At 37.4% G+C, this 24799-nt stretch carries 24 protein-coding genes; 21 read left to right on the top strand and 3 right to left on the bottom strand.

Annotated elements, in window-relative coordinates; genetic code table 11:
- Positions 1-285: 285 nt before the first annotated feature.
- The 14 genes from recQ (at position 286) to holA (ending at position 16126) form a co-directional block, all read left to right on the top strand.
- The gene (gene recQ / locus IGJ04_RS04805) at positions 286-2055 is read left to right on the top strand and encodes a DNA helicase RecQ (RefSeq protein WP_002400864.1); all 1770 of its coding nucleotides are present in this window, start codon (positions 286-288) and stop codon (positions 2053-2055) included.
- Positions 2056-2281: 226 nt separating this feature from the next.
- Entirely contained in the window at positions 2282-2587 is a 306-nt protein-coding gene (locus tag IGJ04_RS04800) for a YlaN family protein (RefSeq protein ID WP_002356684.1), read from the top strand.
- 3 nt (positions 2588-2590) lie between these two features.
- Positions 2591-3799, top strand: coding sequence for an FtsW/RodA/SpoVE family cell cycle protein (locus tag IGJ04_RS04795; RefSeq protein WP_002356686.1), 1209 nt, complete (start codon positions 2591-2593; stop codon positions 3797-3799).
- 32 nt (positions 3800-3831) lie between these two features.
- Complete coding sequence (locus tag IGJ04_RS04790) at positions 3832-7260, top strand: pyruvate carboxylase (RefSeq protein ID WP_438839992.1); 3429 nt, start codon at positions 3832-3834, stop codon at positions 7258-7260.
- 16 nt (positions 7261-7276) lie between these two features.
- Positions 7277-8401: a CAP-associated domain-containing protein gene (locus IGJ04_RS04785; protein WP_438839991.1), complete on the top strand. Its 1125-nt coding sequence runs from the start codon at positions 7277-7279 to the stop codon at positions 8399-8401.
- On the top strand, positions 8398-8832 hold the full coding sequence (locus IGJ04_RS04780) for a YlbF family regulator (protein WP_002400862.1): 435 nt from the start codon (positions 8398-8400) through the stop codon (positions 8830-8832). The genes IGJ04_RS04785 and IGJ04_RS04780 overlap by 4 nt, the downstream gene beginning before the upstream one ends.
- Entirely contained in the window at positions 8822-9172 is a 351-nt protein-coding gene (locus IGJ04_RS04775) for a YlbG family protein (protein WP_002359714.1), read from the top strand. Before IGJ04_RS04780 ends, IGJ04_RS04775 begins: the two co-directional genes overlap by 11 nt.
- 59 nt (positions 9173-9231) lie before the next feature.
- Positions 9232-9825, top strand: coding sequence for a 16S rRNA (guanine(966)-N(2))-methyltransferase RsmD (gene rsmD, locus IGJ04_RS04770; protein ID WP_071646757.1), 594 nt, complete (start codon positions 9232-9234; stop codon positions 9823-9825).
- A 1-nt stretch (position 9826) separates the two neighbouring features.
- Complete coding sequence (gene coaD / locus IGJ04_RS04765) at positions 9827-10318, top strand: pantetheine-phosphate adenylyltransferase (protein ID WP_002356693.1); 492 nt, start codon at positions 9827-9829, stop codon at positions 10316-10318.
- On the top strand, positions 10305-11375 hold the full coding sequence (locus IGJ04_RS04760) for a SepM family pheromone-processing serine protease (protein ID WP_002382735.1): 1071 nt from the start codon (positions 10305-10307) through the stop codon (positions 11373-11375). Before coaD ends, IGJ04_RS04760 begins: the two co-directional genes overlap by 14 nt.
- 62 nt (positions 11376-11437) lie before the next feature.
- Complete coding sequence (locus IGJ04_RS04755; protein WP_025192009.1) at positions 11438-12115, top strand: helix-hairpin-helix domain-containing protein; 678 nt, start codon at positions 11438-11440, stop codon at positions 12113-12115.
- Between the two features lie 122 nt (positions 12116-12237).
- Entirely contained in the window at positions 12238-12741 is a 504-nt protein-coding gene (locus tag IGJ04_RS04750; protein WP_002356697.1) for a ComE operon protein 2, read from the top strand.
- 34 nt (positions 12742-12775) lie between these two features.
- Positions 12776-15040, top strand: a complete 2265-nt coding sequence (locus IGJ04_RS04745; protein ID WP_438840349.1) for a DNA internalization-related competence protein ComEC/Rec2 — start codon at positions 12776-12778, stop codon at positions 15038-15040.
- A gap of 57 nt (positions 15041-15097) precedes the next feature.
- Positions 15098-16126, top strand: coding sequence for a DNA polymerase III subunit delta (gene holA, locus IGJ04_RS04740; protein WP_010713208.1), 1029 nt, complete (start codon positions 15098-15100; stop codon positions 16124-16126).
- Between the two features lie 51 nt (positions 16127-16177).
- Here holA and IGJ04_RS04735 read toward each other — a convergent pair whose 3' ends face one another.
- On the bottom strand, positions 16178-17119 hold the full coding sequence (locus tag IGJ04_RS04735; protein ID WP_002397139.1) for a ketopantoate reductase family protein: 942 nt from the start codon (positions 17117-17119) through the stop codon (positions 16178-16180).
- Positions 17120-17287: 168 nt separating this feature from the next.
- Between IGJ04_RS04735 and IGJ04_RS04730 the strand changes: the two genes are divergently transcribed.
- Positions 17288-17845, top strand: coding sequence for an acyl-CoA thioesterase (locus IGJ04_RS04730; RefSeq protein ID WP_002382741.1), 558 nt, complete (start codon positions 17288-17290; stop codon positions 17843-17845).
- An 86-nt stretch (positions 17846-17931) separates the two neighbouring features.
- On the opposite strand, the gene rpsT is transcribed toward IGJ04_RS04730, so the two are convergent.
- Complete coding sequence (gene rpsT / locus IGJ04_RS04725; protein ID WP_002356703.1) at positions 17932-18183, bottom strand: 30S ribosomal protein S20; 252 nt, start codon at positions 18181-18183, stop codon at positions 17932-17934.
- A 211-nt stretch (positions 18184-18394) separates the two neighbouring features.
- Between rpsT and IGJ04_RS04720 the strand changes: the two genes are divergently transcribed.
- Genes IGJ04_RS04720 through IGJ04_RS04710 form a run of 3 tightly spaced genes read left to right on the top strand, consistent with a single transcriptional unit; the run spans position 18395 to position 20870 of the window.
- The gene (locus IGJ04_RS04720; protein WP_002356704.1) at positions 18395-19429 is read left to right on the top strand and encodes an inorganic phosphate transporter; all 1035 of its coding nucleotides are present in this window, start codon (positions 18395-18397) and stop codon (positions 19427-19429) included.
- Positions 19430-19441: 12 nt separating this feature from the next.
- Complete coding sequence (locus IGJ04_RS04715; protein WP_002356705.1) at positions 19442-20065, top strand: DUF47 domain-containing protein; 624 nt, start codon at positions 19442-19444, stop codon at positions 20063-20065.
- 19 nt (positions 20066-20084) lie between these two features.
- Complete coding sequence (locus tag IGJ04_RS04710; protein WP_153854420.1) at positions 20085-20870, top strand: ChbG/HpnK family deacetylase; 786 nt, start codon at positions 20085-20087, stop codon at positions 20868-20870.
- Between the two features lie 38 nt (positions 20871-20908).
- Here the strand turns inward: IGJ04_RS04710 and IGJ04_RS04705 are convergent, their stop codons facing one another.
- Positions 20909-21739, bottom strand: a complete 831-nt coding sequence (locus IGJ04_RS04705) for an undecaprenyl-diphosphate phosphatase (protein WP_002356708.1) — start codon at positions 21737-21739, stop codon at positions 20909-20911.
- Positions 21740-21854: 115 nt separating this feature from the next.
- On the opposite strand from IGJ04_RS04705, the gene IGJ04_RS04700 reads away from it, so the two are divergent.
- The 3 genes from IGJ04_RS04700 to murQ all read left to right on the top strand — a co-directional run bounded on the left by IGJ04_RS04700 (position 21855) and on the right by murQ (position 24798).
- Positions 21855-22415 (top strand): PTS sugar transporter subunit IIA, encoded by a 561-nt coding sequence (locus tag IGJ04_RS04700; protein ID WP_002380597.1) that lies wholly within the window; start codon positions 21855-21857, stop codon positions 22413-22415.
- A gap of 408 nt (positions 22416-22823) precedes the next feature.
- Complete coding sequence (locus IGJ04_RS04695; RefSeq protein ID WP_033917865.1) at positions 22824-23933, top strand: DUF871 domain-containing protein; 1110 nt, start codon at positions 22824-22826, stop codon at positions 23931-23933.
- Positions 23908-24798: an N-acetylmuramic acid 6-phosphate etherase gene (gene murQ / locus IGJ04_RS04690; protein ID WP_002381571.1), complete on the top strand. Its 891-nt coding sequence runs from the start codon at positions 23908-23910 to the stop codon at positions 24796-24798. Before IGJ04_RS04695 ends, murQ begins: the two co-directional genes overlap by 26 nt.
- Position 24799 lies beyond the last annotated feature (1 nt).

Genomic DNA, 24799 nt, shown 5'->3' with positions numbered 1-24799 from the left:
CTCGTTTTACTACGAAAATAGTTGGTTTTTTTTATGAAAAAAACGGATTAATGCGTATTTTTAAGATAAGGTTATTTTTTTATGTGTGGATAACTACTCGTTATCCACAACAAGCAAATGTCGTTATTTTTGAAAGCTTTTGATAGCAAGCTTTCACAATTTTTCATTCTTTTTGATGTTTCACGTTAACTGGTGTTTCACGATTGTGTCTTGGTTTAACACACCTTGTTCCTGTTAGATTAGCGTGTTAAAATGACTTGTAGAACAAAGATTGGAGCGCAATAAATGAGTGCATTACAAGAATTATTAAAAGATACATTTGGCTATGATGATTTTCGGCCAGGACAAGAAACGATTATTCGTCATGTATTGCGACAAGAAAATGTCTTAGGCATTATGCCAACAGGTGGAGGCAAATCGATTTGTTATCAGTTGCCAGCCTTACTTCTGGATAATTTAACATTGGTGATTTCACCATTAATTTCTTTAATGAAAGATCAAGTAGATGCCCTGAATTTAATGGGGATTCCAGCTACATATATCAATAGTACCATTTCCTATCAAGAAATGAATCATCGTATTCAATTAGCGGTTAACAAAGAAGTCAAGCTATTGTATGTTGCGCCAGAGCGATTAGAATCTTATGATTTTCAACAGATGCTGACACATGTACCGATTGATTTATTGGCAGTAGATGAGGCACACTGTATTTCACAATGGGGGCATGATTTTCGTCCAAGCTATTTGCGTTTAGCAGAGATTATCGATCAATTTCAACAACAACCAACCGTGATTGCACTAACAGCTACAGCAACGCCACAAGTAGCGGAGGATATTGTCAAGCAATTAAGCATTCCACCAGAAAATGAAATCAAAACAGGATTCGCTCGAGAAAATCTATCTTTTCAAGTCGTGAAAGATCAAAACAGAGACGTTTTTCTTTTGGAATATTTAAAGATGAATACTGGGCAATCAGGTATTATTTATGCAAGCACGCGGAAGGAAGTTGAACGAATTTATCATTTATTAGAGAATAAAAAAATTGCGGCTGGGATGTATCATGGGGGCATGAGTGAACAGTTACGTAGTGAAAATCAAGAAGCATTCTTGTATGATCAAGTGCAAGTGATGGTAGCAACAAATGCCTTTGGTATGGGGATTAATAAGAGTAATGTTCGTTTTGTCATTCACGCACAAGTACCAGGGAATATTGAATCTTATTATCAAGAAGCCGGCCGAGCTGGTCGTGACGGTCTGCCTAGTGATGCTGTGTTAATGTTTGCTCCACAAGACTTGCAAATTCAACAATACTTTATTGAACAATCTGAAATGACCATTGATTATAAGCAGAAAGAGTACTTGAAATTACGGGAAATGTCACAATATGCGAATGCACAAATGTGTTTACAAAAATATATTTTACGCTATTTTGGTGAAGAAGGGACGGACTGCGGTCGCTGCTCGAATTGTCTGGATAATCGAGAATTAGTCGATATTACGGTCGATGCCCAAAAAGTCTTGTCTTGTGTAAAACGTATGGGAGAACGTTTCGGTAAGGGCTTAGTTGGTAAAGTCTTGACTGGTTCAAAAGATCAAAAAATTGATCAATGGCATTTTGATCGTTTGCCAACATACGGACTAATGAAAGGTCGCACACAAAAAGAAGTCACACAGCTGATTGATTATTTGACAGCAGAACGTTATTTAATTCCTTCTGATGGGCAATTTCCGTTGTTATCAGTCTCGACAGAAGGTGTTCAGGTGCTTTTAGGGGAACGGAAAGTCTTCCGAAAAGAAGACCAAAAAGTTCGAAAAGTAGCAGTGGATGATGCCTTGTTTGAACGATTACGCGAATTACGTATGGACATGGCTCAAGAGGCAGGCGTGCCGCCATATGTAGTCTTTTCCGATAGTACACTTAAAGAAATGTGTGAAAAATTACCGCAAACAACGATTCAATTATTGCAAATAAAAGGGGTCGGCCAAAATAAATTAGATAAATATGGCACCGCCTTTTTAGAAGTAATTAAAGAATATCAAGAGACGAAAAAATGATATAGTTTGTTATTTTATTTAAAATTAAAAGCAGAAAATAAGAAAAAAGTCTTTTAATGTATTTGTTGTTGTATTGATAAAATAAGCTTGTTATATAAAGAGATTTCTTACTTAATATATCGCTTGGTTTTAGAAAATTTCTTAAAGGAAATTTTCTGAAATCATCATGTATCTAACTGAGAATTATGTTATAATTATTTAATTAAGATAGGGAGGTTCTGTACAAATGGACGAAGGAATTTCAAAGAAATTTGCCATTCAATTATTAGAAGACGATGCAGAACGCATTAAAATGCTTATTCGTAATCAAAAAAACAGTTTGTGCATTTCTCAATGTAAAGCATTTGAAGAAGTGGTGGATACACAAATGTATGGTTTTTCAAGACAAGTGACCTATGCGACCCGTTTGGGGATTTTAACTAATGATGAAGGACATCGCTTACTAAGTGATTTAGAACGCGAATTGAATCAATTATATACAGATGTTTATGAAGAAACACAAGAAAAAAACGAGATTGGCAAGGAGGGTTAAGCTTTGCCAAACAAAGTAAAGAAACGGCATTTGCTAGACTATAGTATTTTTATTCCATATTTAATTTTAAGTATCGTGGGATTGATTATGGTATATAGTTCCACATCCGCATTACAAGTAATGAAAGGTTTTTCACCTACGTCATTCGTTATTAACCAGGTTGCCTTTTGGGTAGTAGGGTTAGTTGCAATGTTTTTTATTTATAAGATGAAAACATCCGTTTTCCAGAATCGAAGTTTTATCATGTTTGCCATTGCAGTAATTACGGTTATGGTTTTAGCCGTTCGGATTCCTGGTATCGGGAAAGAAATTAACGGCGCACGTGGTTGGATTGAGATTGGTGGATTTTCGATGCAACCAGCTGAGTATTTAAAAATCATGGTTGTCTGGTATTTGTCTTATATTTTAGCACGGCGACAAAAGACAATTAATGGAGGCATGGATCAATTTAAACAAGCTGCCGGGCGACCGTTGATGCTCGTTTTTGTATTAATTGCTCTAGTTGCAATCCAGCCTGACTTCGGGAATGCGGCCATTCTAACATTAATTACCATCGTGATGGTTTTAGCAAGTGGGATTAATTATATGTATACCTACTTGGTCGGTGGCTTGGGCATTTTAGGTAGTATCACGGCTATTCAGTTATTAATTATGTCTAAAGGAAAAATTTTCCCAGCGCGTTACCAATATATTTATAATCGTTTTGCTGTTTTTAAAAATCCATTTTTAGATGAACGGAACTTAGGCCATCAGTTAGCTAATTCTTATTATGCAATCAGTAATGGCGGCTGGTTTGGCAAAGGTCTAGGGAATAGTGTTCAGAAAAAAGGCTTTTTACCAGAAGCACATACGGACTTTATCTTTGCGATTACTTTAGAAGAGTTAGGCATTATCGGCGGTCTAGCGATTTTAGGATTGTTGATGTTTATGATTGCGCGAATTATTTTAGTCGGTGTACGCTCGAAGAAACCTTTTAATTCACTAATGTGTATTGGAATTGGTACAATGTTATTAATTCAAGTCTTTATTAATGTTGGTGGGATTACTGGGATTATTCCATTAACAGGAATTACTTTCCCGTTCTTGAGTCAAGGTGGGAATAGTTTGCTGATTATTTCGATTGCTGTGGCCTTTGTCCTGAATATCAGTGCAGATGAAACACGTCAGAAATTAGAAAATGAGTACTATTTATCTTTAGAACAGAACCAATAAATTTGAAGGAAATTGATGGTAGGAGTGACGTTATGAAAAAGGTATTAGTTGCCAATCGTGGCGAAATTGCGATTCGAATTTTTAGAGCTTGTACAGAATTAGATATCCGTACAGTAGCGATTTATGCTGCAGAAGATGAGTATTCTGTTCATCGTTTCAAAGCAGATGAAGCGTATTTAGTTGGTAAGGGGAAAAAACCAATTGAAGCCTATTTAGACATTGAAAATATTATCCAAATTGCCAAAAAATCGGGAGCAGATGCCATTCATCCTGGTTATGGCTTTTTATCTGAGAACTTACGCTTCGCCGAACGTTGTGAAGAAGAAGGAATCATTTTTGTCGGACCTAAAACACATCATTTAGATATTTTTGGCGATAAAATTAAAGCGAAAGAAGCAGCTGTAGCTGCGGGGATTGCTTCGATTCCAGGCTCAGACGGGCCAGTAGCAACGGTGGAAGAGGTCGTAGCTTTTGGTGAAACGCATGGCTTTCCTATCATGATTAAAGCTGCTTTAGGTGGCGGCGGTCGCGGGATGCGCGTTGCCCACGATGCCAAAGAAGCACGAGAAGGTTACGAAAGAGCAAAAAGTGAAGCGAAAGCAGCCTTTGGTTCTGACGAGGTTTATGTTGAAAAGTATATTTCTAATCCTAAACATATCGAAGTACAAATTTTAGGCGATCACCATGGGAATGTCTTGCATTTATTTGAACGTGATTGTTCCGTTCAACGGCGCCACCAAAAAGTGGTAGAAGTCGCACCCTGTGTATCAATGAATGAAGAACAACGAGCAGCCATTTGTTCGGCTGCTGTGCAGTTAATGGCGCATGTCGGCTACGTGAATGCGGGAACGGTTGAGTTTTTAGTAGAAGGGGATCAGTTTTATTTTATTGAAGTGAATCCTCGTGTTCAGGTAGAACATACTATCACAGAAATGATTACAGATATTGATATTGTGATCTCTCAATTACAAATTGCGCAAGGGCTTGATTTGCATAAAGATATGCATTTGCCAAAACAAAACGAATTGACATTAAAAGGCGCGGCTATTCAATGTCGGATTACGACTGAAGATCCCTTGAACCAATTTATGCCAGATACAGGGAAAATTGATACGTATCGTTCACCAGGTGGGTTTGGTGTGCGTTTAGATGTAGGAAATGCTTATTCTGGCTACGCTGTGACGCCTTACTTTGATTCTTTATTGGTTAAAGTCTGTACGCATGGTTTCTCTTTTGAACAGGCAATCAGTAAAATGCAACGCTGCTTAAAAGAATTTCGGATTCGTGGCGTGAAAACAAATATTCCGTTTTTACAAAATGTTGTGAGCTATCCAGCGTTTCAATCTGGGGAAGCCAAAACAACCTTTATTGATAATACACCTGAATTATTTGAATTTCCTCGTATGCGCGATCGTGGCAATAAAACGATGAAATACATTGGAGAAGTAACGGTCAATGGGTTCCCTGGCATTGAACGAACGGAGAAAAAATATTTTGAAGCTCCGCGCGTGCCGACAGATGTTGAAGTTCCAGAAAAAGTGATCACAGCTAAAAATATTCTAGACGCTCAAGGAGCAACCGCCGTCATCGATTGGGTTAAGAATCAAGAAAGTGTGTTAATGACAGATACCACGTTCCGTGATGCGCACCAAAGTTTATTAGCTACTCGTGTGAGAACACAAGATTTTAAAGCAATTGCTGGTCTAACTGATGCAGCCCTGCCTGAGCTGTTTTCTAGTGAAATGTGGGGTGGCGCTACGTTCGATGTTGCCTATCGCTTCTTAACCGAAGACCCATGGCAACGTTTAAGAAAAATTCGTCAGTTGATGCCAAACACACTTTTACAAATGCTGTTCAGAGGATCTAATGCGGTAGGCTATCAAAATTATCCTGATAATGTTATTGAAGAATTTATTAAAGAATCCGCTTGCCAAGGAGTCGATGTTTTCCGAATTTTTGATAGCTTAAACTGGATTCCTCAAATGGAAAAAAGTATTCAAGTCGTTCGGGATACCGGAAAAATTGCGGAAGCAGCAATTTGTTATACTGGGGACATCAATGATCCAGCCCGAGCAAAATATAATGTTCAATATTACCTTGATATGGCTAAAGAATTGGAAAATTTAGGGGCACAAATCATTGCGATTAAAGATATGGCTGGCTTATTGAAACCACAAGCTGCTTATCGTTTAATTAGTGAATTAAAGGCAGCCACGGATTTACCAATTCATCTCCACACCCACGATACTAGTGGCAATGGGATCATCACATATTCAGCAGCTACTAAAGCAGGCGTTGATATTGTTGACGTCGCAATGAGTGCGATGAGTGGTGCAACTAGCCAGCCAAGTATGAACAGTCTATATTATGCTTTAGTCAATGGTGAACGGACGCCAACTATTAACATTGATAATGCACAGAAAATCAATCATTATTGGGAAGATGTGCGCATGTATTATCAACCATTTGAAAATGGCTTAAATGCCCCGCAAACAGAAGTCTATATGCATGAAATGCCTGGTGGTCAATACTCTAATCTGCAGCAGCAAGCAAAAGCGGTAGGCTTAGGGCACCGTTGGGATGAAATCAAAAAAATGTATCACACAGTGAATTTGATGTTTGGCGATATTGTAAAAGTGACGCCATCTTCAAAAGTCGTGGGAGACATGGCACTCTTCATGGTTCAAAATAATCTGACAGAACAAGATGTTTATGCGCGTGGCGAAGAACTAAGTTTTCCTGAATCCGTTGTGACTTTTTTCCAAGGTGATTTAGGTCAACCAGTTGGTGGGTTCCCGAAAGAGCTCCAACGAATTATTCTAAAAGGTCGACCAGCCTTCACAGAGCGGCCAGGTGACTTAGCAGCACCTGTTGATTTTGCAAAAGTACAAGAAGAATTAGCCGAAAAAATTGGGTATCAACCTAAATTGGAAGAAGTTTTAAGTTATTTAATGTATCCACAAGTATTTTTAGAGTATCGTCAAAAATACGAAACCTTTGGAGATATAACCTTATTAGATACGCCAACATTCTTTAATGGTATTCGTCAAGGAGAGACATTGGAAGTTCAAATTGAACGAGGAAAAACGTTAATTATTCGTTTAGATGAAATTGGCGAACCTGATATTGACGGAAACCGTGTCTTGTTCTTCAATTTGAATGGGCAACGTCGTGAGGTTTTAGTTAAAGATGCCTCCATTAAGTCTGCTGTTCAAGTAAAACAAAAGGCGGAACCAACTAATAAAGAACAAATCGGCGCAACGATGTCTGGTTCTGTTCTACAAGTATTGGTCAAACGTGGCGATAAAGTAGAAAAAGGTCAGCCGTTGCTGATTACAGAAGCCATGAAAATGGAAACGACTATCGAAGCACGTTTTGCGGGCACGGTAGATCACATTTATGTTGAAGAAGGCGAAGCAATCAGCTCAGGTGATTTGTTATTAGAGGTGAAAGAAAAATAAGATGAGAGGGGAAAAAATGAAGCGATTTTGGACCTTTACTGCTGTTTTTTTAACAGTTCTACTCATCGGATATTTAGAGCCAGTTTTTTTCCCTGCTGAAAAACCAACCGAAACAGCTCAAAGTGGGCGCTTATCCAGCGCTCACACCGCTGTTCCTCATGAAGAATTGCCAGCTTCTGGCTACGCAGCATACATAGGGAAAGATGTGGAAACCTTTATCCGCCAGTTTGGCAATCCTAAAGAAAAAATTAAAACAGGTCGTACGTATGAATTATGGACGTTCGGTTTGACGATGAATGATTACTTAGAAGTCAACGTTCGAGAAAATAAAGCCATCGCAATTAAGGCCTTTAACAATGACAAAATGATAGAACCGTTTAAGATAGATATGAAGCTTGCTGACTTGTCTGATTTAATGACGATTTATTCTAATTTTGCATTTAATTTTCATCATGAAGCTTACGATGTCGAGCTGATGGAAGAAGATATGAACTATCGACCACTGGTTGCTTTTGATAATGGCAGTTTTGCGGTGTTATTTTTTAATCAGCGGACGGGCGGTTTAATGGCAGTTAATTATGTCAATAAAGAAACGTTGCTCACGGAAATGCCGTATCAATTAAATGAAGGTTCTCCTTTGCCAGTTGATATAACGCAGTCAATGACCTTCGATCCTGTTCAAAGTAACCAAGCGATTTATGTCATGAATCTGGTTAAACAGCAAGAAAATCAAGCTGCTTTTTCAGTTTCCACACAAAGTCAAAAAGATGCCCAAACATTGTATCAAACGCTGGCTAACCATACATCAACAATTTTGTCGGCAAATCGACAAGCAGAATTGTTACAAACGAGAGAGGAACATACAGCCATTCATCCATTTCAGTTGACTAAGGACGAATTTTCTTTATTAGTTAAAACGAGCAAACTTTCGTTGAGAGAACCAGCAGGTATTTTCCAAGAACCTGTTTATGATAGTACCTTTACTATTTTGTCATGGTTTTCGGACCCGCAATATGATAGCTATTTTGCTGAGTCAGAAACGACAGAATTGGGCGTTGCCTTTTCCAATGAAGGTGTGTTAGTCTTATTAGAGAAACGACCAGAAAATAGGCAAATCACGGAGAGTAGTGAAAAGTTATGATTGTGACAGAACATTTATTTGCAATTGAAGATCAAACAGAATGCTTAATTTCAGCACTTTTAGAAAGTGATGCTGTTCAAAACTATAAAGAAACAAAAAAAGCCATGTATGCTTCAACGGAAGTTGCTCAGTTACAAAAAGCATTTTTAGAAGCTAAGTCAGCTTTTGAACGAGTTGAGGCTTATGGAATTCATGCACCCGATTTTCGGGAGAAACAGCGAGCCCTACGTAAAGCAAAGCGGGCGCTTGATTTAAATGAAATCGTTGCAAATTATCGTTTTGCTGAGACAAACGTTCAAACGTTGCTAGATACAATTGGTTTAAAGATTGCGCAACTAATTTCTGAAGATATTAAAGTAGATGCTGGAAATCCTTTCTTTGAACGAGGAAAGAAACATTCAGGTTGTGGAGGAAGCTGCCATGCAAGCTAAAGAAGAAAAAGAATTTACGCTTCAAGAGCGTCGTTGCCTAATTGTTTGGGTATACACATTAAAACCGTTAAAACAGTTACGCCGATATGGACTGATTCACTATGTTTCACGAAAAATGAAATATGTGGTGATTTACATGAATGAAGAAAATATTGAAAGTAACATGGAAAAAATTAATCAGTTACATTTTGTTCGTAGTGTCGATAAATCGTATCGACCAGATGTCGAAATGAATTTTGCTGAAAAAATTGGTACCAAAGCGGCTTATCAAGAACAAGAAGACGATGGCTATGTAGTAGAGGAATTATCTACAGAGATTCGCTTAGCGGAGAATGTCTAATGCAAAAGAGTGAGAAATGTTATGAGAAATTTCAAACATTTTTCACTCTTTTTGTTATAATGAATTATAAAAGAATGATTGATAAAGGAGTCGAAACAATGCGTGTTATTTCTGGAGAATATGGTGGCCGGCGCTTGAAAGCGTTAGATGGCGACAATACTAGGCCCACAACAGATAAAGTAAAAGAATCTATTTTTAATATGATTGGTCCATATTTCGATGGTGGAATGGCGCTGGATTTATATTCAGGAAGTGGCGGGTTAGCGATTGAAGCCGTTTCTCGTGGAATGGATAAAAGTGTTTGTATTGAAAAGAATTTTGCTGCACTAAAAGTAATTAAAGAAAATATTGCGATTACAAAAGAACCAGAAAAATTTGAAGTTAGAAAAATGGATGCTAATCGTGCCTTAGAACAGTTTTATGAAGAGAAGCTACAATTTGATTTGGTCTTATTGGATCCGCCCTATGCCAAACAAGAAATTGTTTCACAATTAGAAAAGATGTTAGAACGGCAGTTATTAACAAACGAAGCCGTTATCGTTTGTGAAACAGATAAAACTGTCAAATTACCGGAAACGATTGGTACACTAGAAAAAACAAGAGAAACCGTTTACGGAATCACTCAAGTAACGATTTATCGTCAGGAGGCGTAAGATGCGTAAAATTGCTCTATTTCCCGGAAGTTTTGATCCGATGACAAATGGTCATTTAAATTTGATTGAACGCAGTGCGAAGTTATTTGACGAAGTCATCATTGGCGTTTTTATAAATACAAGTAAGCAAACATTATTTACGCCAGAAGAGAAAAAATATTTAATTGAAGAAGCAACTAAAGAAATGCCAAATGTGCGTGTTATTATGCAAGAAACCCAGTTAACTGTGGAAAGTGCAAAATCATTAGGGGCTAATTTTTTGATTCGTGGCATTAGAAACGTCAAAGACTACGAGTACGAGAAAGACATTGCTAAAATGAATCAACATCTGGCGCCAGAAATTGAAACGGTTTTTCTATTAGCAGAAGAACCATATGCACATGTAAGCTCCAGTTTACTAAAAGAAGTTTTACGTTTTGGAGGCGATGTGTCTGACTATCTTCCTCCCAATATTTATCATGCGTTAAAACAAAAGAAGAATGACTGGAGCTAAAATAATGAATAAAAAAACAGAAAAATTTTCGTTTAAATCACTCATTCCAATGGTATTGGCATTGCTGCTAATTGGTTTGTTTATCGTCCCAATTCCTTATTATATTGAAGGACCAGGAACGACAGAAAATTTAAAAGAGTTTGTAACTGTTGATGGGAAAAAAGATACGCAGTCTGGTGCTTTTTATTTAACAACGGTGGGCATTCGTTCGGCCACTATTTTTTCTGCCATAAAAGCAAACTTTTCGGATTTTCAAGAAGTTATGTCTAAAAAAGAATTAATGGGGGATAGCAGTAATAGCGAATATAATCGAATTCAACAATACTATATGGATTCCTCAAAAAACGCCGCAATTGAGCAAGCCTTAAAATTAGCGAAGGTTCCATATGAGATGAAATTTAAAGGTGTCTATGTGTTAGCGATGGAAGACAACTCAAGTTTTAAAGGAAAAATTGAAGTTGGCGATACCGTGACAGGCGTGGATGGCAAATCTTTTAAAAGCAGTGAAGAATTAATGAACTACATTAAAGCACAAAAAGTGAATCAAAAAGTCACTGTTCAATTTATTCAAGATGGCAAAGCAAAAGAAGCGACCGGCAAATTAATTGAATTGCCAACAGATAAAAAAGCGGGGATTGGTATTGGTTTGACCGATCATACAGAAATTGATTCTTCTATCCCAGTATCTATTGAAGCGGGTGATATTGGTGGGCCATCGGCTGGGTTAATGTTTACTTTGCAGACCTATGAACAATTAAGTCATAAAGATTTACGTAAAGGTCATGAAATTGCTGGAACAGGTACGATGAACAGTCAAGGAATCGTTGGTAGAATCGGTGGTATTGACAAAAAAGTTGTAACAGCCAGTGAGAATGGTGCAGAAATTTTCTTTGCACCCGATGATGAAATAACTTCAGAAATGAAAAAAGTTGAACCGAAAATCAAATCGAATTATCAAGAAGCACAAGAAGCTGCGAAAAAAATTGGGACAAAAATGAAAATTGTCCCAGTAAAAACGGTTCAAGATGCCTTGAACTATCTAGAGAAATTAAAATAAAAGTACGCCTGGACCAAAAATTACTAGTGATTTTTGGTCCAGGCGCATTTTTTTGTTAAAAAATGCGTAATTATATTTTGAAGGGAGGACAAACGATGGATTGGTTGAAACAGTTACCCAAAAAGTGGCTATTGCTAGGTAGTGGCGCGTCTATAGTTATTTTGATAACTCTATTAGTGGGTATTTATTTGATGGTTAATAAGGAGCCACGAGTAGACACCACAATGTGGGAGGAGACAAGTCTGACCACTACGGCAGAGGCCACCACAGAGGCCACAAAAGAAAGGGCAGAAACAATGATCTATGTTGATATTAAAGGCGCAGTGAAAGTACCAGGAATCTACCAACTAAAAAATCAGCAGCGGATTTGGGATGCTTTAGCTTTAGCTGGAGGCGTGAGCGAGGAAGCTGATACTGCCCAGGTCAATTACGCTCAAAAAGTAAAAGATCAAATGATTATTTACGTGCCCAAAAAAGGAGAACCAGTGGCACAGTCATTAGAAACGCTGCAGGAATCAGCATCTGCTCAGCAAAATCAGGAGGAAAAGATCAACCTTAATACGGCAACAGAAGCAGAGCTACAAACGATTTCAGGAATCGGTGCGAAAAAAGCACAAGAGATTATTCGTTTTCGTGACGAACAAGGACCGTTTAAAACCGTCGAGGAACTGAAAAATGTTCCCGGTATTGGAGAGAAAACAGTAGAACGTTTAAAAGACATGTTGACAGTGACTGGCTAACTTTTAACAGAAAATTCCTGAGAATTCTTGACTATGGGATGCGGATAACATACTATTTGTAATAAGATTAAATGATTTGGCAAATCGAACACAGGAGTCATTAAAAATAAAGGAGGTTTATTATGGAACGAATTCCATGGGACCAATATTTTATGGGACAAAGCGTCTTATTATCATTAAGAAGTACTTGCACACGGTTAACTGTTGGAGCAACCATTGTTCGCGACAAACGAATTATTGCAGGAGGTTATAATGGTTCAGTCAGTGGCGGAACGCATTGTATTGATGAAGGATGCTATGTTGTTGATAATCATTGCGTTCGAACAATCCACGCAGAAATGAATGCAATTTTACAATGTGCGAAGTTTGGCGTCCCTACAGAAGGGGCAGAAATTTATGTGACACATTTCCCTTGCCTGCAATGTACAAAGATGATTTTACAAGCAGGGATTAAAAAGATTTATTATTTAAAGGATTACCGTAATGATGCGTACGCCCTAAATTTAATTGAACAAGTAGGAGCCACGGTTGAAAAAGTGACTTTAGTACCAAAATATTTTGCCGAATTACAATGGGGAGAAGAATTTGCCACACTTGAGGACAATCCTTCCTCAGCTGAGGAATAATTGGTTCTTCATAGCTCTGCTGACTAGTTGTGGGCTGTGGTGTTTTTTCGCACCTAGCCTATTAGGAGCTCTTCTTTTTTCTATCACTGTTATCCGTATTGTCTGTACAAAAAGTTTTCCTGTTATATTGGGAGGTTTTTTGTGCAGTTTTTTAATAGTAGGGGGCATATTGATTTTCCAGTGGTTAAAGCCAGTCTCTTTGTTGCCTAAAGAAGTCCGCTTGTCAGGACAGCTAACGATATTGCCAGATGAAATACAAGTCGATGGTGATCAAGTAAAATTTCCTGCCAATTGGATCGTAAAAGGCAAAAGGCAGAAAGTGATGGCATTTTATCAATTAAAAAGTGTGAAAGAAAAACAGCAATGGCAACAACTAACCACAACCATTCAGGCAACCGCTGTAGGTATTTTAGACTCGCCCCAAGGTCAAACCAACAAAAATGGCTTCAATTATCAACTATTTTTAAAGAATCAAGGAATCGAAGCTATTTTATTCATTGAGGAGATAGGACAACCGCGTTCCTTTTTTTCTTGGCGGTTTAAAGAAATCATTAGCGGCTGGCGGAAATGGGCGATGGTACATATTCAGAAAAATTTTGGTGATACTAGTGCAATGTACATGAATGCGTTGCTCTTAGGTTTTCGTAATGAAGAATTTGCTGAAATAAGCGATAAATTTTCAGCATTAGGCATTTTGCATCTTTTTAGTTTGTCAGGGATGCATGTTTCTTTTTTCCTTCGTTTATTTCGCTTGCTGATGCTAAGAATCGCTCGCCGAACACAAGAAAGTTATTTTTTGTGGCAATGCGTTTTTTCTCTGATATATGCTGGTTTAACAGGATTCTCAGTCAGTGTCATGCGGGCGCTTTTACAAACAAACCTCAATACGTTCAATCGACGGTTTAATTGGCAGGTTCCGGCCCTCGATTGTTGGAGTTTAACTCTCTTAGTGCACTTGATTGTTCAGCCAACCCTCTTTTTATCAGTCGGTGGACAATTTAGTTACTTACTTTCCTTTGTTCTGCTGTTTTTAGAGCAAACATTGTTCGGTTATTCTTCGCCTTTCATTAAAAATTGTGTAGGCTCTTTCCTATTGGCTGTGGCTTCCTTACCTATTTTAGTCCAATCATTTTATGAATGGCCCTTGTTAGGAAGTTTCTTAACATTTCTCTTGTTACCAATTTTTGAACGGTTCTTGTTACCGCTTTTGACGTTGAGCTTTTTTCTAGTGATTATTATGCCAGCACGTTATTTAGCAGCCTTGCTCGAACCACTATTTTTAACAATGAATGGCTTATTTGAGTGGGTGCTAGTTCACTTAAATCCGAAGCTGACCATCGGCTATTTAAATTCTTGGATACAAATTAGTTTGTTATTACTAATCGGACTTTCAATGATTTATTTAGCAGACAAGTCTAAAAAAATTTTTTTCTCAATCGGACTACTAATTGTTTTGATAAATAGTAAATACCTTTCGCCAATTGGCATTGTTGCAATGATCGATGTAGGCCAAGGGGATAGTTTGTTTATCCAAGCGCCTTTTCACAGAAAAAATACACTGATCGATACAGGTGGTCGGTTGTCTTTTGACAAAGAAGCTTGGCGGCAACGGAAAAATAGTCGATCAGGAGCGGAATATTCAGTGATTCCTTTTCTCAAAAGTCAAGGAGTCAAACGTTTAGATGAAGTGATCATCACACACGCACATGAAGACCATTTTGGCGATTTATTAGCCATTGCGCAGAAGGTTCCAATTTCTGTTCTTTATTTCCCTAAAGGAGCAGCTGAAGCCAATTTTTCGTTTCGCCAAGTCTTGAAACAACTCCAAAAAAGCGGAACAGACTGTCGGCCAATTTTAGCGCCCAAGCGAATTAATGGGCCCATTTCTCTTCAAATTTTATCGCCCAATAAGAGCAGTATTGGGGGCAATAATGACTCGATAGTGTTTTCCACACAATTAGGTGGACGGCATTTTTTATTTACTGGTGACTTGGAAGCCGAAGGAGAAGAACAAGTGTTGGCTCGCTATCCCCAGTTGAAAATCGACATCTTGAAAGTCGGTCATCATGGCAGTAAAACGTCGTCTACTAAAAGATTTATCGAACAGCTTAATCCGCGAGAAGCATTGATTTCAGCTGGGCTGAATAATCGTTTTAAACATCCTCATCAGGAGACATTAGCGACGCTGGAGGAGCAAAAAATAAATTATTATCGGACTGATCTTCAAGGAATGATTTATTATCAATGGTTACCTTGGCAAGGGCTTTCTAAAGCCAAATTTGTTAAAGAACAAGACTAGTATTTCCAGAAGTAACATGATAGGATAAACAAGAGAAACGAGAAAAGGAGCGAGCCAATGGAGTTACAAAAAGCTTTGAAAGAAGTGCGAGAGCAAAAAATCGCTCCAGTGTATTTATTAATAGGAACAGAACTTTATTTAACTGAATTATTTAAAACAACATTGATGAAAGAATTGTTGACGGAAGAGGATGATCAATTTAACTTTTTCTCATTTGATATGGAGGAAACACCTTTAAGTGCAGCGATTGCTGAAGCGGAAACAATTCCGTTTTTTGGTGATTATCGCCTTGTCTTTGTGGAAAATCCTTACTTTTTAACTGCCGAAAGAAAAACAAACGGTGTGGAACATGATGTCAATCTTTTATTGAATTATTTGGAAAGTCCATCACCAACAACTGTTCTTGTTTTTATGGCCTCTTATGAAAAATTAGATGAACGAAAAAAAATTACCAAAGCATTGAAAAAAAATGCCACAGTAGTTGATGTCAATCCAATGGATGAAAAGGCTATTCGTCAGTACATTTCTCAAACGATTGAGAGCGAAGGGTACACTATTCGCTCCGATGCTTTTGATTTATTACTTCAATTGACAGACTTGAACTTATCAAAAATTATGGGAGAATTACAGAAGCTGTATTTATATGCCCTTGAGACGAAGAAAATTACACGAGGTGCGGTTCAAGAATTAGTCCCTAAGTCTTTGGAACATAATGTTTTTGACTTAACCAACGAAGTACTTTCTGGAAACAGTGAAAAAGCTGTTCAATTGTATGAAGATTTACTTTTACAAGGAGAAGAAACCATTAAGTTAAATGCAATCTTATTGAATCAGATTCGCCTTTTTCTACAAACAAAAATTTTGGCTAAGATGGGCTATCAACAAGCGAATATCGCTGATACATTAAAGGTTCATCCTTATCGAGTCAAGTTAGCGTTACAACAAGTCCGACGATTTGAATTGTCTCGATTAGAAAGACTTTATGATGAATTAGTTGAAAATGATTATCGCATGAAAACGGGCCAAATGGATAAAGAATTACTATTCCAATTATTTATTTTAAAATTGACTGCGCAAGCAAAATAAGAAAGTACCAGAGACAATCGTCATACAACGATTGTCTCTGGTACTTTCTTATTATTTAGCTCCTAATAGTTCTTCTTTTCCGTGAACAAGCTGTGTCAACATGGCACAGAAAGGTGTTGCTACGTTGTATTTTTGTCCTTTGCGCCAAACAGCACCATTAATGTAATCAATTTCTGTGAGACGATGATTTTTAATTAAATCTTGATACATAGACGGATAGTGCAAGCCAATACCGTTTGGATCATAAGTTTGAGCAATATGTGTATAGACTTCTGCTTGATCTAAATGAATGGCTTCTTTTTCTGCGACTGCTGCAAATTCACTGATTAATGTTTTAACAAGGGATTCACTAACAGGTAGTGCACCAAATTCGGCAATATTACAATCAAGGATTGTACACAAACCGTTTAGCGTGCCATTGACACAGGCTTTCCGCCAAATAGAGTAGCGAACATTGCTACTATAGCTTGGATTTAAACCAGCTTTTTGGAAGACATCAACGACTTCTAAAGCAAATTCTTTACCAGAAGGATCAATATTTTCTAATTCAATTTCGCCATCACCTAAAAGTTTAACACGTCCCGGTCCTTCTAAACCAGCTGTCCACATGGTAATGCCAACCAAGATGTTTTCTTTTGGTACATATTTTTCTAGTACATCTTCATGACCTAAGCCATTTAATAAACATAGTACATACGTTTTTTCAGTAATCATTGGTTGAATCGCTTTAAACATTGCATCTAATTGTTGTGCTTTAGTTAAAGCGATAATTAAATCTACTTGTTCATTTTGATGGTCAATTTCTTCTGGTGAGAAGATTGGTAGGTTCGCGACAACTTCTTCTCCATTAAAATCAGCGATTAAACCATTTTTACGAATAGCTTCAATGTGCGCGGGCCATTGATCGATTAAAGTTACATCATTTCCGCCTTGATGCAACATAATTCCTAAACGGCTGCCCATAGCGCCGGCACCAGCAATTGCAATTTTCATGTGTATCCATCTCCTTAAAAGTTCTTTAACCGTTATTATTATACAGCAACTTTCCTAAAAATGAATAAATGGGACTTGCAAATTTGTTATTTTTTAAATGTTTCCTAAAAAGTAAGGATTGCATCAAATGGTAAAGTAAGCTAAAGTAAAGCGTGGAAAAGTTTATAAATGAAAGTAGAGGAATCGTTAATGACGAAAGAAAAATTTTGTCGAGAATCACGAGTGATTCAAACACATCGTGTATTTCCCTTTGATTTAAATCCCTTTGGTGCACTATTTGGTGGGAAATTAATGTCTTTAATTGATGACGCCGCATCCATTTCCGTTTCACGGCATTGTCGGAGAGGGGCAGTTACAGCATCTTTAGATAACTTGAATTTTTTAAAACCTTTAAAAGAAAATCACTCAGTGTGTGTTGAAACGTTTGTTTCTGGCGTGCATCATAAATCGATGGAAGTATTTGTTAAAGTTGTAGGAGAAGATTTAACAACTGGAGAGCGTTATTTAGCGGCGACTTGTTTTACAACTTTTGTAGCCATTCCGTCTCATATGAATCCCGAAAGTGACTTCCAATTAGCGGCAGTCGTCCCAGAAACTGCAGAAGAAAAGTTGATTTGTTCCAATTATGAAACGAGAAGACAACAACGTTTAGCTTTGCGAGAAGAGACTAAATTATTTAGTCAACATCTCACAACAGATTTACCGTGGATTGATTCACCTTTATAAAAAAATGTCCGAGTCTTTGTGAAAACAGACTTGGACATTTTTTGATGAAAAAAGAAGCTAACATGAATGCTAACTTCTATCTCACATTATTTAGCTAATTTGCTTAAACGAATTTTATCGCGGTTAGCTTTGTTTTTATGGATTAAACCTTTAGTTGCAGCCATATCAACAGCTTTAACAGCTTCGTTGTATAAAGCATCGACGTTATCAGCTCCAGCAGCTACAGCTTCTTCAAATTTCTTGATTGCTGTACGCATTGCGTTTGTTTGAGATGAATTTTTCGCATTCGCGTTAGCACTTGTACGTACGCGTTTGATTGCAGATTCGATATTTGGCATTTGTTTCACCTCCGATGATTTAGGTTTTACACTGGTCAGCCAATGTAATTCAACAGTAATCATTATACCTAATCCATTGTTCCATTGCAATAAAAGACGACAAGTTTTTTTCCTTAACAGACAATTTCAAGAAAAAAATAAGAAAATTTGCCAGAGCCTTAAGAAAAAAGCATACATTTTTTTTTAAAACATGCTATGATAAAATAGATAAATGAAAAATGGTGGTGTCTTTGTGAGTATTGCATTATTGGTAACGATTACTTTGGTAATGGGTGTAATTTTTGTTAACGGTTGGACGGATGCGCCGAACGCAATTGCAACCGCTGTCTCGACTCGGGTGTTAAAACCGAATGTCGCAATTTGGATGGCTGTTGTGATGAACTTTTTAGGTGCATTAGTCATGACCTTTTTTAATGCCCAAGTAGCTGAAACGATTAGTAACATTGTTAGTTTTGACGCAAATGGAAACGCTTCACAGGTGGCTTTGGCTGCTTCGCTTTTTTCAATTGTGGTTTGGGCAGTTGCTGCGTGGTATTTTGGTATTCCCACAAGTGAAAGCCATGCGTTAATTGCCGGCTTGACTGGTTCGGCAATGGCATTAGGTGGTTTGGGTGCAGTCAATGGCTCGGAATGGATCAAAGTGCTTGTTGGTCTAGTTGTTTCTACCGTTATGGGCTTTGGCGGCGGTTATTTGATTGCCAAACTTGTTGTGAAAGCTTTCTCGGCTGTGCCTAGAAGAAAAGCCAACAAATTTTTTACAGTTGGACAAGCCTTTGGTGCAGGAGCTAATGCTTTTTTACATGGTGCGCAAGATGGGCAAAAATTTATGGGCGTGTTCATGTTAGTGCTTTTTTATAATAATTTAGTCGAAAAAACAGGTGGCGGTTTTGTGATTCCGTTATGGGTTATGGTTCTGTGTTCCATTACAATGGGCATTGGAACTTCTGTGGGCGGTATGAGAATCATTAAATCAGTCGGGATGGATATGGTAAAACTCGAACGCTATCAAGGCTTCACTGCGGATTTAAGCACGGCTATTTGTTTATTTTTAGCATCGGCTTTTGGGATTCCAGTTTCAACTACTCATACAAAAACGACAGCGATTATGGGAGTAGGTGCTTCTAAGCGAATCTCAAGTGTTGACTGGCGTATCGTGAAAGAAATGCTGATAGCATGGATTTTAACTTTCCCAGGATGTGGGCTGATCGCTTATGTGATGTCAAAATTATTTATTGCAATTTTTTAAGGAGAGAAAAACATGGCACGTAAAAAACAATTTGATTATTTTGGAGAATTAAACCAGTTAGCAACAAATGCTTATGAAGCGGCAAAGGTTTTGCAAGAAATTGTAGACAATTATTCATTAGAAAACTTAGTAAAAAAATCAGAAGCGATTCATCAATTGGAAAAAGAGAATGATGAAATTGTTCGCAAAATTTTAAATGAACTCTATATTTCCTTTATTACGCCAATTGATCGAGAAGATATTGTCGATATTACGGATCACTTAGATAACATTATCGATAGCATTAATAGTTTGTCTTATTTACTTGATCATTTAGTTGTCGAAGAAATGATTGCGCCCGCGCTAGAATTAACTGCTTATATTGTTAAAGCGACAGAAGGCGTTAAATCAGCAACGAAGGAATTTGCAAAATTTAAAAATTCTAAAACGTTAGTTTCATTGATTGATGAAGTGAATACGATTGAATCTCAAGGCGATAAATTATACAGTAGCGCCATGAAAGATTTGATGACTAACGAAAAAGATTTATTAAAAGTTATCAAGTGGAAAGATGTTTATGATCAGCTTGAGCGCACGATTAATGATTGTGAATCAGCTGTTAATATTATTGTCGGAATTGTCATCAAAAATACGTAAAGAAAAGAGGGGGGAGCTGTTGGTTAAAGTAATTATTGATGCTGATGATTTTGGGATGTCAGAAGCGATTAATCATGGCATTATCAAAAGTTATGTCGATGGTTTAACGACGTCGACACTTTTGATGCCCAATTTACCAACAGCAGAACACGCCGTTGCGTTAGCAAAAAATTATCCAGGCTTATTTGTAGGTCAGCATACGAATTTTTTATTAGGGAAACCTTGTGCAGACCCATGTATGATTCCTTCACTGGTAGATGAACAAGGCAATTTTCATCGCTCTTCTTATTATCGTCAACAAAAGCAAGTAACCTTCGTATATGAAGAAGTACGACTTGAAACGATTGCGCAATTGACGCGCTTTAAGGAACTAACTGGACATTATCCTGAACATTTTGATTGCCATTCGATTGGTGATGAAGTGGTTGATCAAGTATTTTTAGAATTAGCAGAAGAGTACGGACTTCATACAACCCTGAAATATAGTGGGGAAAAAGAATATCCACCGCAACAAGGTTATTTCCAGGTAACACATCTGTTAGAGTCTGGCGTGTTATCTTATATTCACGAAGGCGTATCAGTGGAGAATTTTTTAGAAGATGACTTTGGTTTATTACGGATGCCGGAATCGGCAATTGCTGAGATGCATTTTGATGTTGGATATTTGGATCAATTTGTGTTAGACAATTCTTCTTATACCACTTTACGCTGTAAAGAATTAGCAACGATTTGTGATCCTCGTGTTCGTCAGTGGTTTGAAGAACAGGGGATTGAGCGAATAACGTTTGGCGATTTAAAAAAATAAAACCGTTGCTTTCACTGTTGAAAGCAACGGTTTTATTTTTATGAGAATAACCAGTAGCCAATTAAAATCGCACCTAAAATTACGCGATACCAACCGAAAACTGTAAAATCGTTTTTCTTCAAGTAATTCAATAAGAATTTAATCGCAATGATGGAAACAACGAAGGCAACAATAGAGCCAGTTAATAAAATAATGATTTCTTCTGATCCAAACGTATTTCCTTTGGCCAAGAATTTAAAGATTTTTAAAAAACTTGCTCCAAACATTACTGGAATTCCTAAGAAAAATGAAAACTCTGTTGCAACAAAACGTGAGGCCCCAATTAAGATTGCCCCTAAAATGGTCGCTCCTGAACGTGAAGTTCCTGGAATTAATGCCAGTACTTGGAAAGCACCAACGATTAAAGCGGCTTTATAAGTGAAGTCTTTTAGATTAGTACACTTCGGTGCAACATTTTTATTTCGTTTTTCAATGATAATAAAAGCAATCCCATAAACAATTAACATAATCGATACTGTTAAAAAGTTATAAAAATGTGCGTCTAAATAATCATCAAATTTTAGACCAATAACTGCCGCTGGTAAACAAGCGACTAAGACTTTAGACCAAAGAATCCAAGTATCTTTTTTCTCTTCGCCATTTTTCTTTGGTGAGAAAGGATTCAATTTGTGGAAGTATAAAATAACAACCGCCATAATTGCTCCCAATTGGATAACGACGTTGAACATTTCCATAAAATCTTTACTTAGATCGAGTTTAATAAACTCATCCACTAAAATTAAATGTCCGGTACTACTAATTGGAAGCCACTCGGTAATTCCTTCGATAATACCAAGAATAATTGCTTTCCATAGGTTAGCAAAAAGCATGTCACCATTCCTTTCTGAAATAAATGCAAAATACATCAAGTATAAGTATACCCGCTGACAAAGTAAATGCCAATGCAAATTCTTATTTTAAAATAAATTTTAGAATTATACAAAGGTGCCACTTGTAATTCATGAAACTTTTTTCTATACTAGTGATACTTTAAAAAATGGGGGAAGAGAAATGTTTGGATTTTTGAAGAAAAAGAATGAAGTTGTCGAAAATAATACAATGTATGCCGTTGCCAATGGAACCGTTATCCCAATTAGTGAAGTGAATGATCCTGTTTTTTCACAAAAAATGATGGGAGATGGCTATGCAGTAGTTCCAGAAAATGGTGAAATTTATGCACCTATTGAAGGAGAAGTTTTAAGCGTTTTCCAAACAAAACATGCCATTGGTTTAAAAATGACAAACGGTCTTGAAATTTTATTACACATGGGTATTGATACGGTAGAGTTAAACGGGGCACCGTTCACTATTAAAGTGAAAGAAGGCGACCAAGTGACTGCAGATACGGTGGTCGCAATTGCTGATTTAGAGGCAATTAAAGCAGCTGGTAAAGGAACTGAAATGGTTGTCATTATTACCAACATGGATAAAGTAGCACAATTTTCGTTAGAGAAAACTGGCGTGGTTACAGCTGGTACACCAGTTGGCTCTGCCACAGCCAATTAATGTAGTAGACGAGGTCGGGACAGAACCGTTTAGCTCCGAGAAATAAGAAGAAATTTCCGAAAATTGATCTTTGATTTTTGGAGACCAAGTAGGTATTGTTCATCATCGAATCACTACGTTCTTCGTGATTCTCAACAATTTCGGCTTATTTCCGAAGGACCTTCAACTCTTAGAGCTTTAGCACTTAGAAGTTGTTGAGATCGGAGCAACGCGGAGTGTTGCTTCTATTCCCGCCGTTTATCAGTTTTTGAGCGTGGAGCAAAAATCCAAAGTGATTTTTGTTCCACGCTCGTTTTTTTTTGAACAGAAATAAAATTTTATTTTGGAATTAAAAAATATTTAGAAAAATAGTTGAAATTTTATTTCAAACAAGTTATAATGAAAGCGTATTAGAGAGGAGCTAAAAAGATGTATGGTATTTCAGTTTTTCTTGGTGAAGAGATTACAAACGATACAATTATTTATATCAAAAAGATGAAAGCGCTTGGATTTGATGGTATTTTCACTTCTTTACACATTCCAGAAGATGATACTTCCCTTTACCGCCAACGCTTGACTGATTTAGGGGCAATTGCTAAGGCAGAAAAAATGAAAATTATGGTAGATATTTCAGGTGAAGCGTTAAAAAGAGCGGGTTTTTCTTTCGATGAATTAGAGCCTTTAATTGAGTTGGGCGTAACTGGCCTCCGGATGGACTATGGCATTACGATAGAACAAATGGCTCATGCTTCACATAAGATTGATATAGGATTGAATGCTAGTACCATTACACTGGAAGAAGTAGCTGAGTTAAAGGCTCACCAAGCGGACTTTTCTCGCTTAGAAGCTTGGCATAATTATTATCCAAGACCTGAAACAGGCATTGGAACAACATTTTTTAATGAAAAGAACCGCTGGCTTAAAGAATTAGGCTTACAAGTTTTTACTTTTGTGCCAGGAGATGGGCAAACAAGAGGCCCAATTTTTGCTGGTTTACCAACATTAGAAAAACATCGGGGGCAAAATCCTTTCGCCGCTGCCGTTGGTTTGATGGCTGATCCTTATGTCGATGCTGTTTATATTGGTGATCCCACAATTAGTGAGCGAACCATGGCTCAATTTGGTTATTATCACCAAACCAATCAATTTCTGTTAGAAGTAGCACCTAGCAAGAGCCACTATTTGAAACGAATACTTGGGACTCATACCAATCGTTTAGATGCTGCAAGAGATGTTTTGCGAAGTGAATTATCAAGAACGAGTGAAATGTTCAGAAAAGATGAAATTGCAACGATTGAGTCAGAGCAGACTGAAGCACGTCCAGTGGGAACCGTAACGATTGATAATGAAAAATATGGTCGCTATATGGGAGAAATTCAAGTCACACTTGTGGACTTGCCGAAAGATGAAAAAGTCAATACGATTACACGAATTATTGAAAAAGATCAAACGATATTGCCGTTAATCAAGGCAGGCAATCAATTTACGCTAGTCACGGAAGGAACGATAGAAAATGAATTTAGAAAACTTAACAACTGAACGTAGAAATGAAAATACAATGGGCTTAGATGAGATGAGTGTCAAAGAAGCTTTACAAAAAATGAATCAAGAAGACCAAAAAGTTGCAATAGCAGTGGGTCAAGAATTAGCAGCCATTGAACCAGTGGTAGAAGCCATCATCAAAAGTTTCAATCAAGGCGGCCGCTTGATCTACATGGGCGCTGGTACGAGTGGTCGGTTAGGTGTCTTAGATGCAGCCGAATGCGTACCAACTTTTGGCGTCGAGCCAGAGATGGTTCAAGGCCTCATCGCTGGTGGTCAAAAAGCAATGACTGTCGCAGTAGAGGGTGCCGAAGATTCAAAAGAACTAGGTCGTCAAGATTTAGTTGATCTAAAATTATCAGCAAATGACATTGTTGTTGGGATTGCAGCCAGTGGTCGGACGCCTTATGTAATTGGCGGTTTAGAATATGCTACAACGGTGGGAGCAGCTACCGCAACTGTGGCATGTAATAAAAATGCCGAAATTAGTAAATATGCGCAAATGCCGATTGAAGTAGATGCAGGACCTGAATTTTTAACAGGTTCGACTCGCTTGAAATCTGGGACAGCTCAAAAATTAATTTTAAATATGTTATCAACTATTTCCATGATTGGTATTGGGAAAGTCTACAATAACTTAATGGTTGATGTAAAACCAACCAATGAAAAATTAGTGGAGCGTTCCAAACGGATTATTATGGAAGCAACGGGTTGTAGTTATGAAGTTGCCGAACTAAAATTTGTAGAGGCAGAAGAAAATGTGAAGTTAGCAATTGTAATGATTTTAACTGATAGTACTAAAGAAGAAGCAACACAAAAATTAATTGACGGGAATCAATTTATCAAGAATACATTAAATTAAG

The sequence above is a fragment of the Enterococcus sp. AZ050 genome (genome assembly GCF_051715085.1).
Taxonomy (GTDB): domain Bacteria; phylum Bacillota; class Bacilli; order Lactobacillales; family Enterococcaceae; genus Enterococcus; species Enterococcus faecalis.
The sequence above is the reverse complement of the archived record's forward strand: the minus strand, read 5'-3'. Positions and strand labels throughout refer to the sequence as shown.

Bases quoted from the DNA above. Each gene is read 5' to 3' on its own strand.
- IGJ04_RS04730 (WP_002382741.1), top strand. From the start codon at position 17,288: ATGAAAGTAGAGGAATCGTTAATGACGAAAGAAAAATTTTGTCGAGAA.
- IGJ04_RS04705 (WP_002356708.1), bottom strand. From the start codon at position 21,739: ATGCTTTTTGCTAACCTATGGAAAGCAATTATTCTTGGTATTATCGAA.
- IGJ04_RS04750 (WP_002356697.1), top strand. From the start codon at position 12,238: ATGGAACGAATTCCATGGGACCAATATTTTATGGGACAAAGCGTCTTA.
- IGJ04_RS04715 (WP_002356705.1), top strand. From the start codon at position 19,442: ATGGCACGTAAAAAACAATTTGATTATTTTGGAGAATTAAACCAGTTA.
- IGJ04_RS04755 (WP_025192009.1), top strand. From the start codon at position 11,438: ATGCGTAATTATATTTTGAAGGGAGGACAAACGATGGATTGGTTGAAA.
- rsmD (WP_071646757.1), top strand. From the start codon at position 9,232: ATGAATTATAAAAGAATGATTGATAAAGGAGTCGAAACAATGCGTGTT.
- murQ (WP_002381571.1), top strand. From the start codon at position 23,908: ATGAATTTAGAAAACTTAACAACTGAACGTAGAAATGAAAATACAATG.
- IGJ04_RS04735 (WP_002397139.1), bottom strand. From the start codon at position 17,119: ATGAAAATTGCAATTGCTGGTGCCGGCGCTATGGGCAGCCGTTTAGGA.
- recQ (WP_002400864.1), top strand. From the start codon at position 286: ATGAGTGCATTACAAGAATTATTAAAAGATACATTTGGCTATGATGAT.
- IGJ04_RS04775 (WP_002359714.1), top strand. From the start codon at position 8,822: ATGCAAGCTAAAGAAGAAAAAGAATTTACGCTTCAAGAGCGTCGTTGC.
- IGJ04_RS04760 (WP_002382735.1), top strand. From the start codon at position 10,305: ATGACTGGAGCTAAAATAATGAATAAAAAAACAGAAAAATTTTCGTTT.
- IGJ04_RS04800 (WP_002356684.1), top strand. From the start codon at position 2,282: ATGGACGAAGGAATTTCAAAGAAATTTGCCATTCAATTATTAGAAGAC.
- IGJ04_RS04720 (WP_002356704.1), top strand. From the start codon at position 18,395: ATGAAAAATGGTGGTGTCTTTGTGAGTATTGCATTATTGGTAACGATT.
- coaD (WP_002356693.1), top strand. From the start codon at position 9,827: ATGCGTAAAATTGCTCTATTTCCCGGAAGTTTTGATCCGATGACAAAT.
- holA (WP_010713208.1), top strand. From the start codon at position 15,098: ATGGAGTTACAAAAAGCTTTGAAAGAAGTGCGAGAGCAAAAAATCGCT.
- IGJ04_RS04785 (WP_438839991.1), top strand. From the start codon at position 7,277: ATGAAGCGATTTTGGACCTTTACTGCTGTTTTTTTAACAGTTCTACTC.
- IGJ04_RS04790 (WP_438839992.1), top strand. From the start codon at position 3,832: ATGAAAAAGGTATTAGTTGCCAATCGTGGCGAAATTGCGATTCGAATT.
- rpsT (WP_002356703.1), bottom strand. From the start codon at position 18,183: ATGCCAAATATCGAATCTGCAATCAAACGCGTACGTACAAGTGCTAAC.
- IGJ04_RS04780 (WP_002400862.1), top strand. From the start codon at position 8,398: ATGATTGTGACAGAACATTTATTTGCAATTGAAGATCAAACAGAATGC.
- IGJ04_RS04695 (WP_033917865.1), top strand. From the start codon at position 22,824: ATGTATGGTATTTCAGTTTTTCTTGGTGAAGAGATTACAAACGATACA.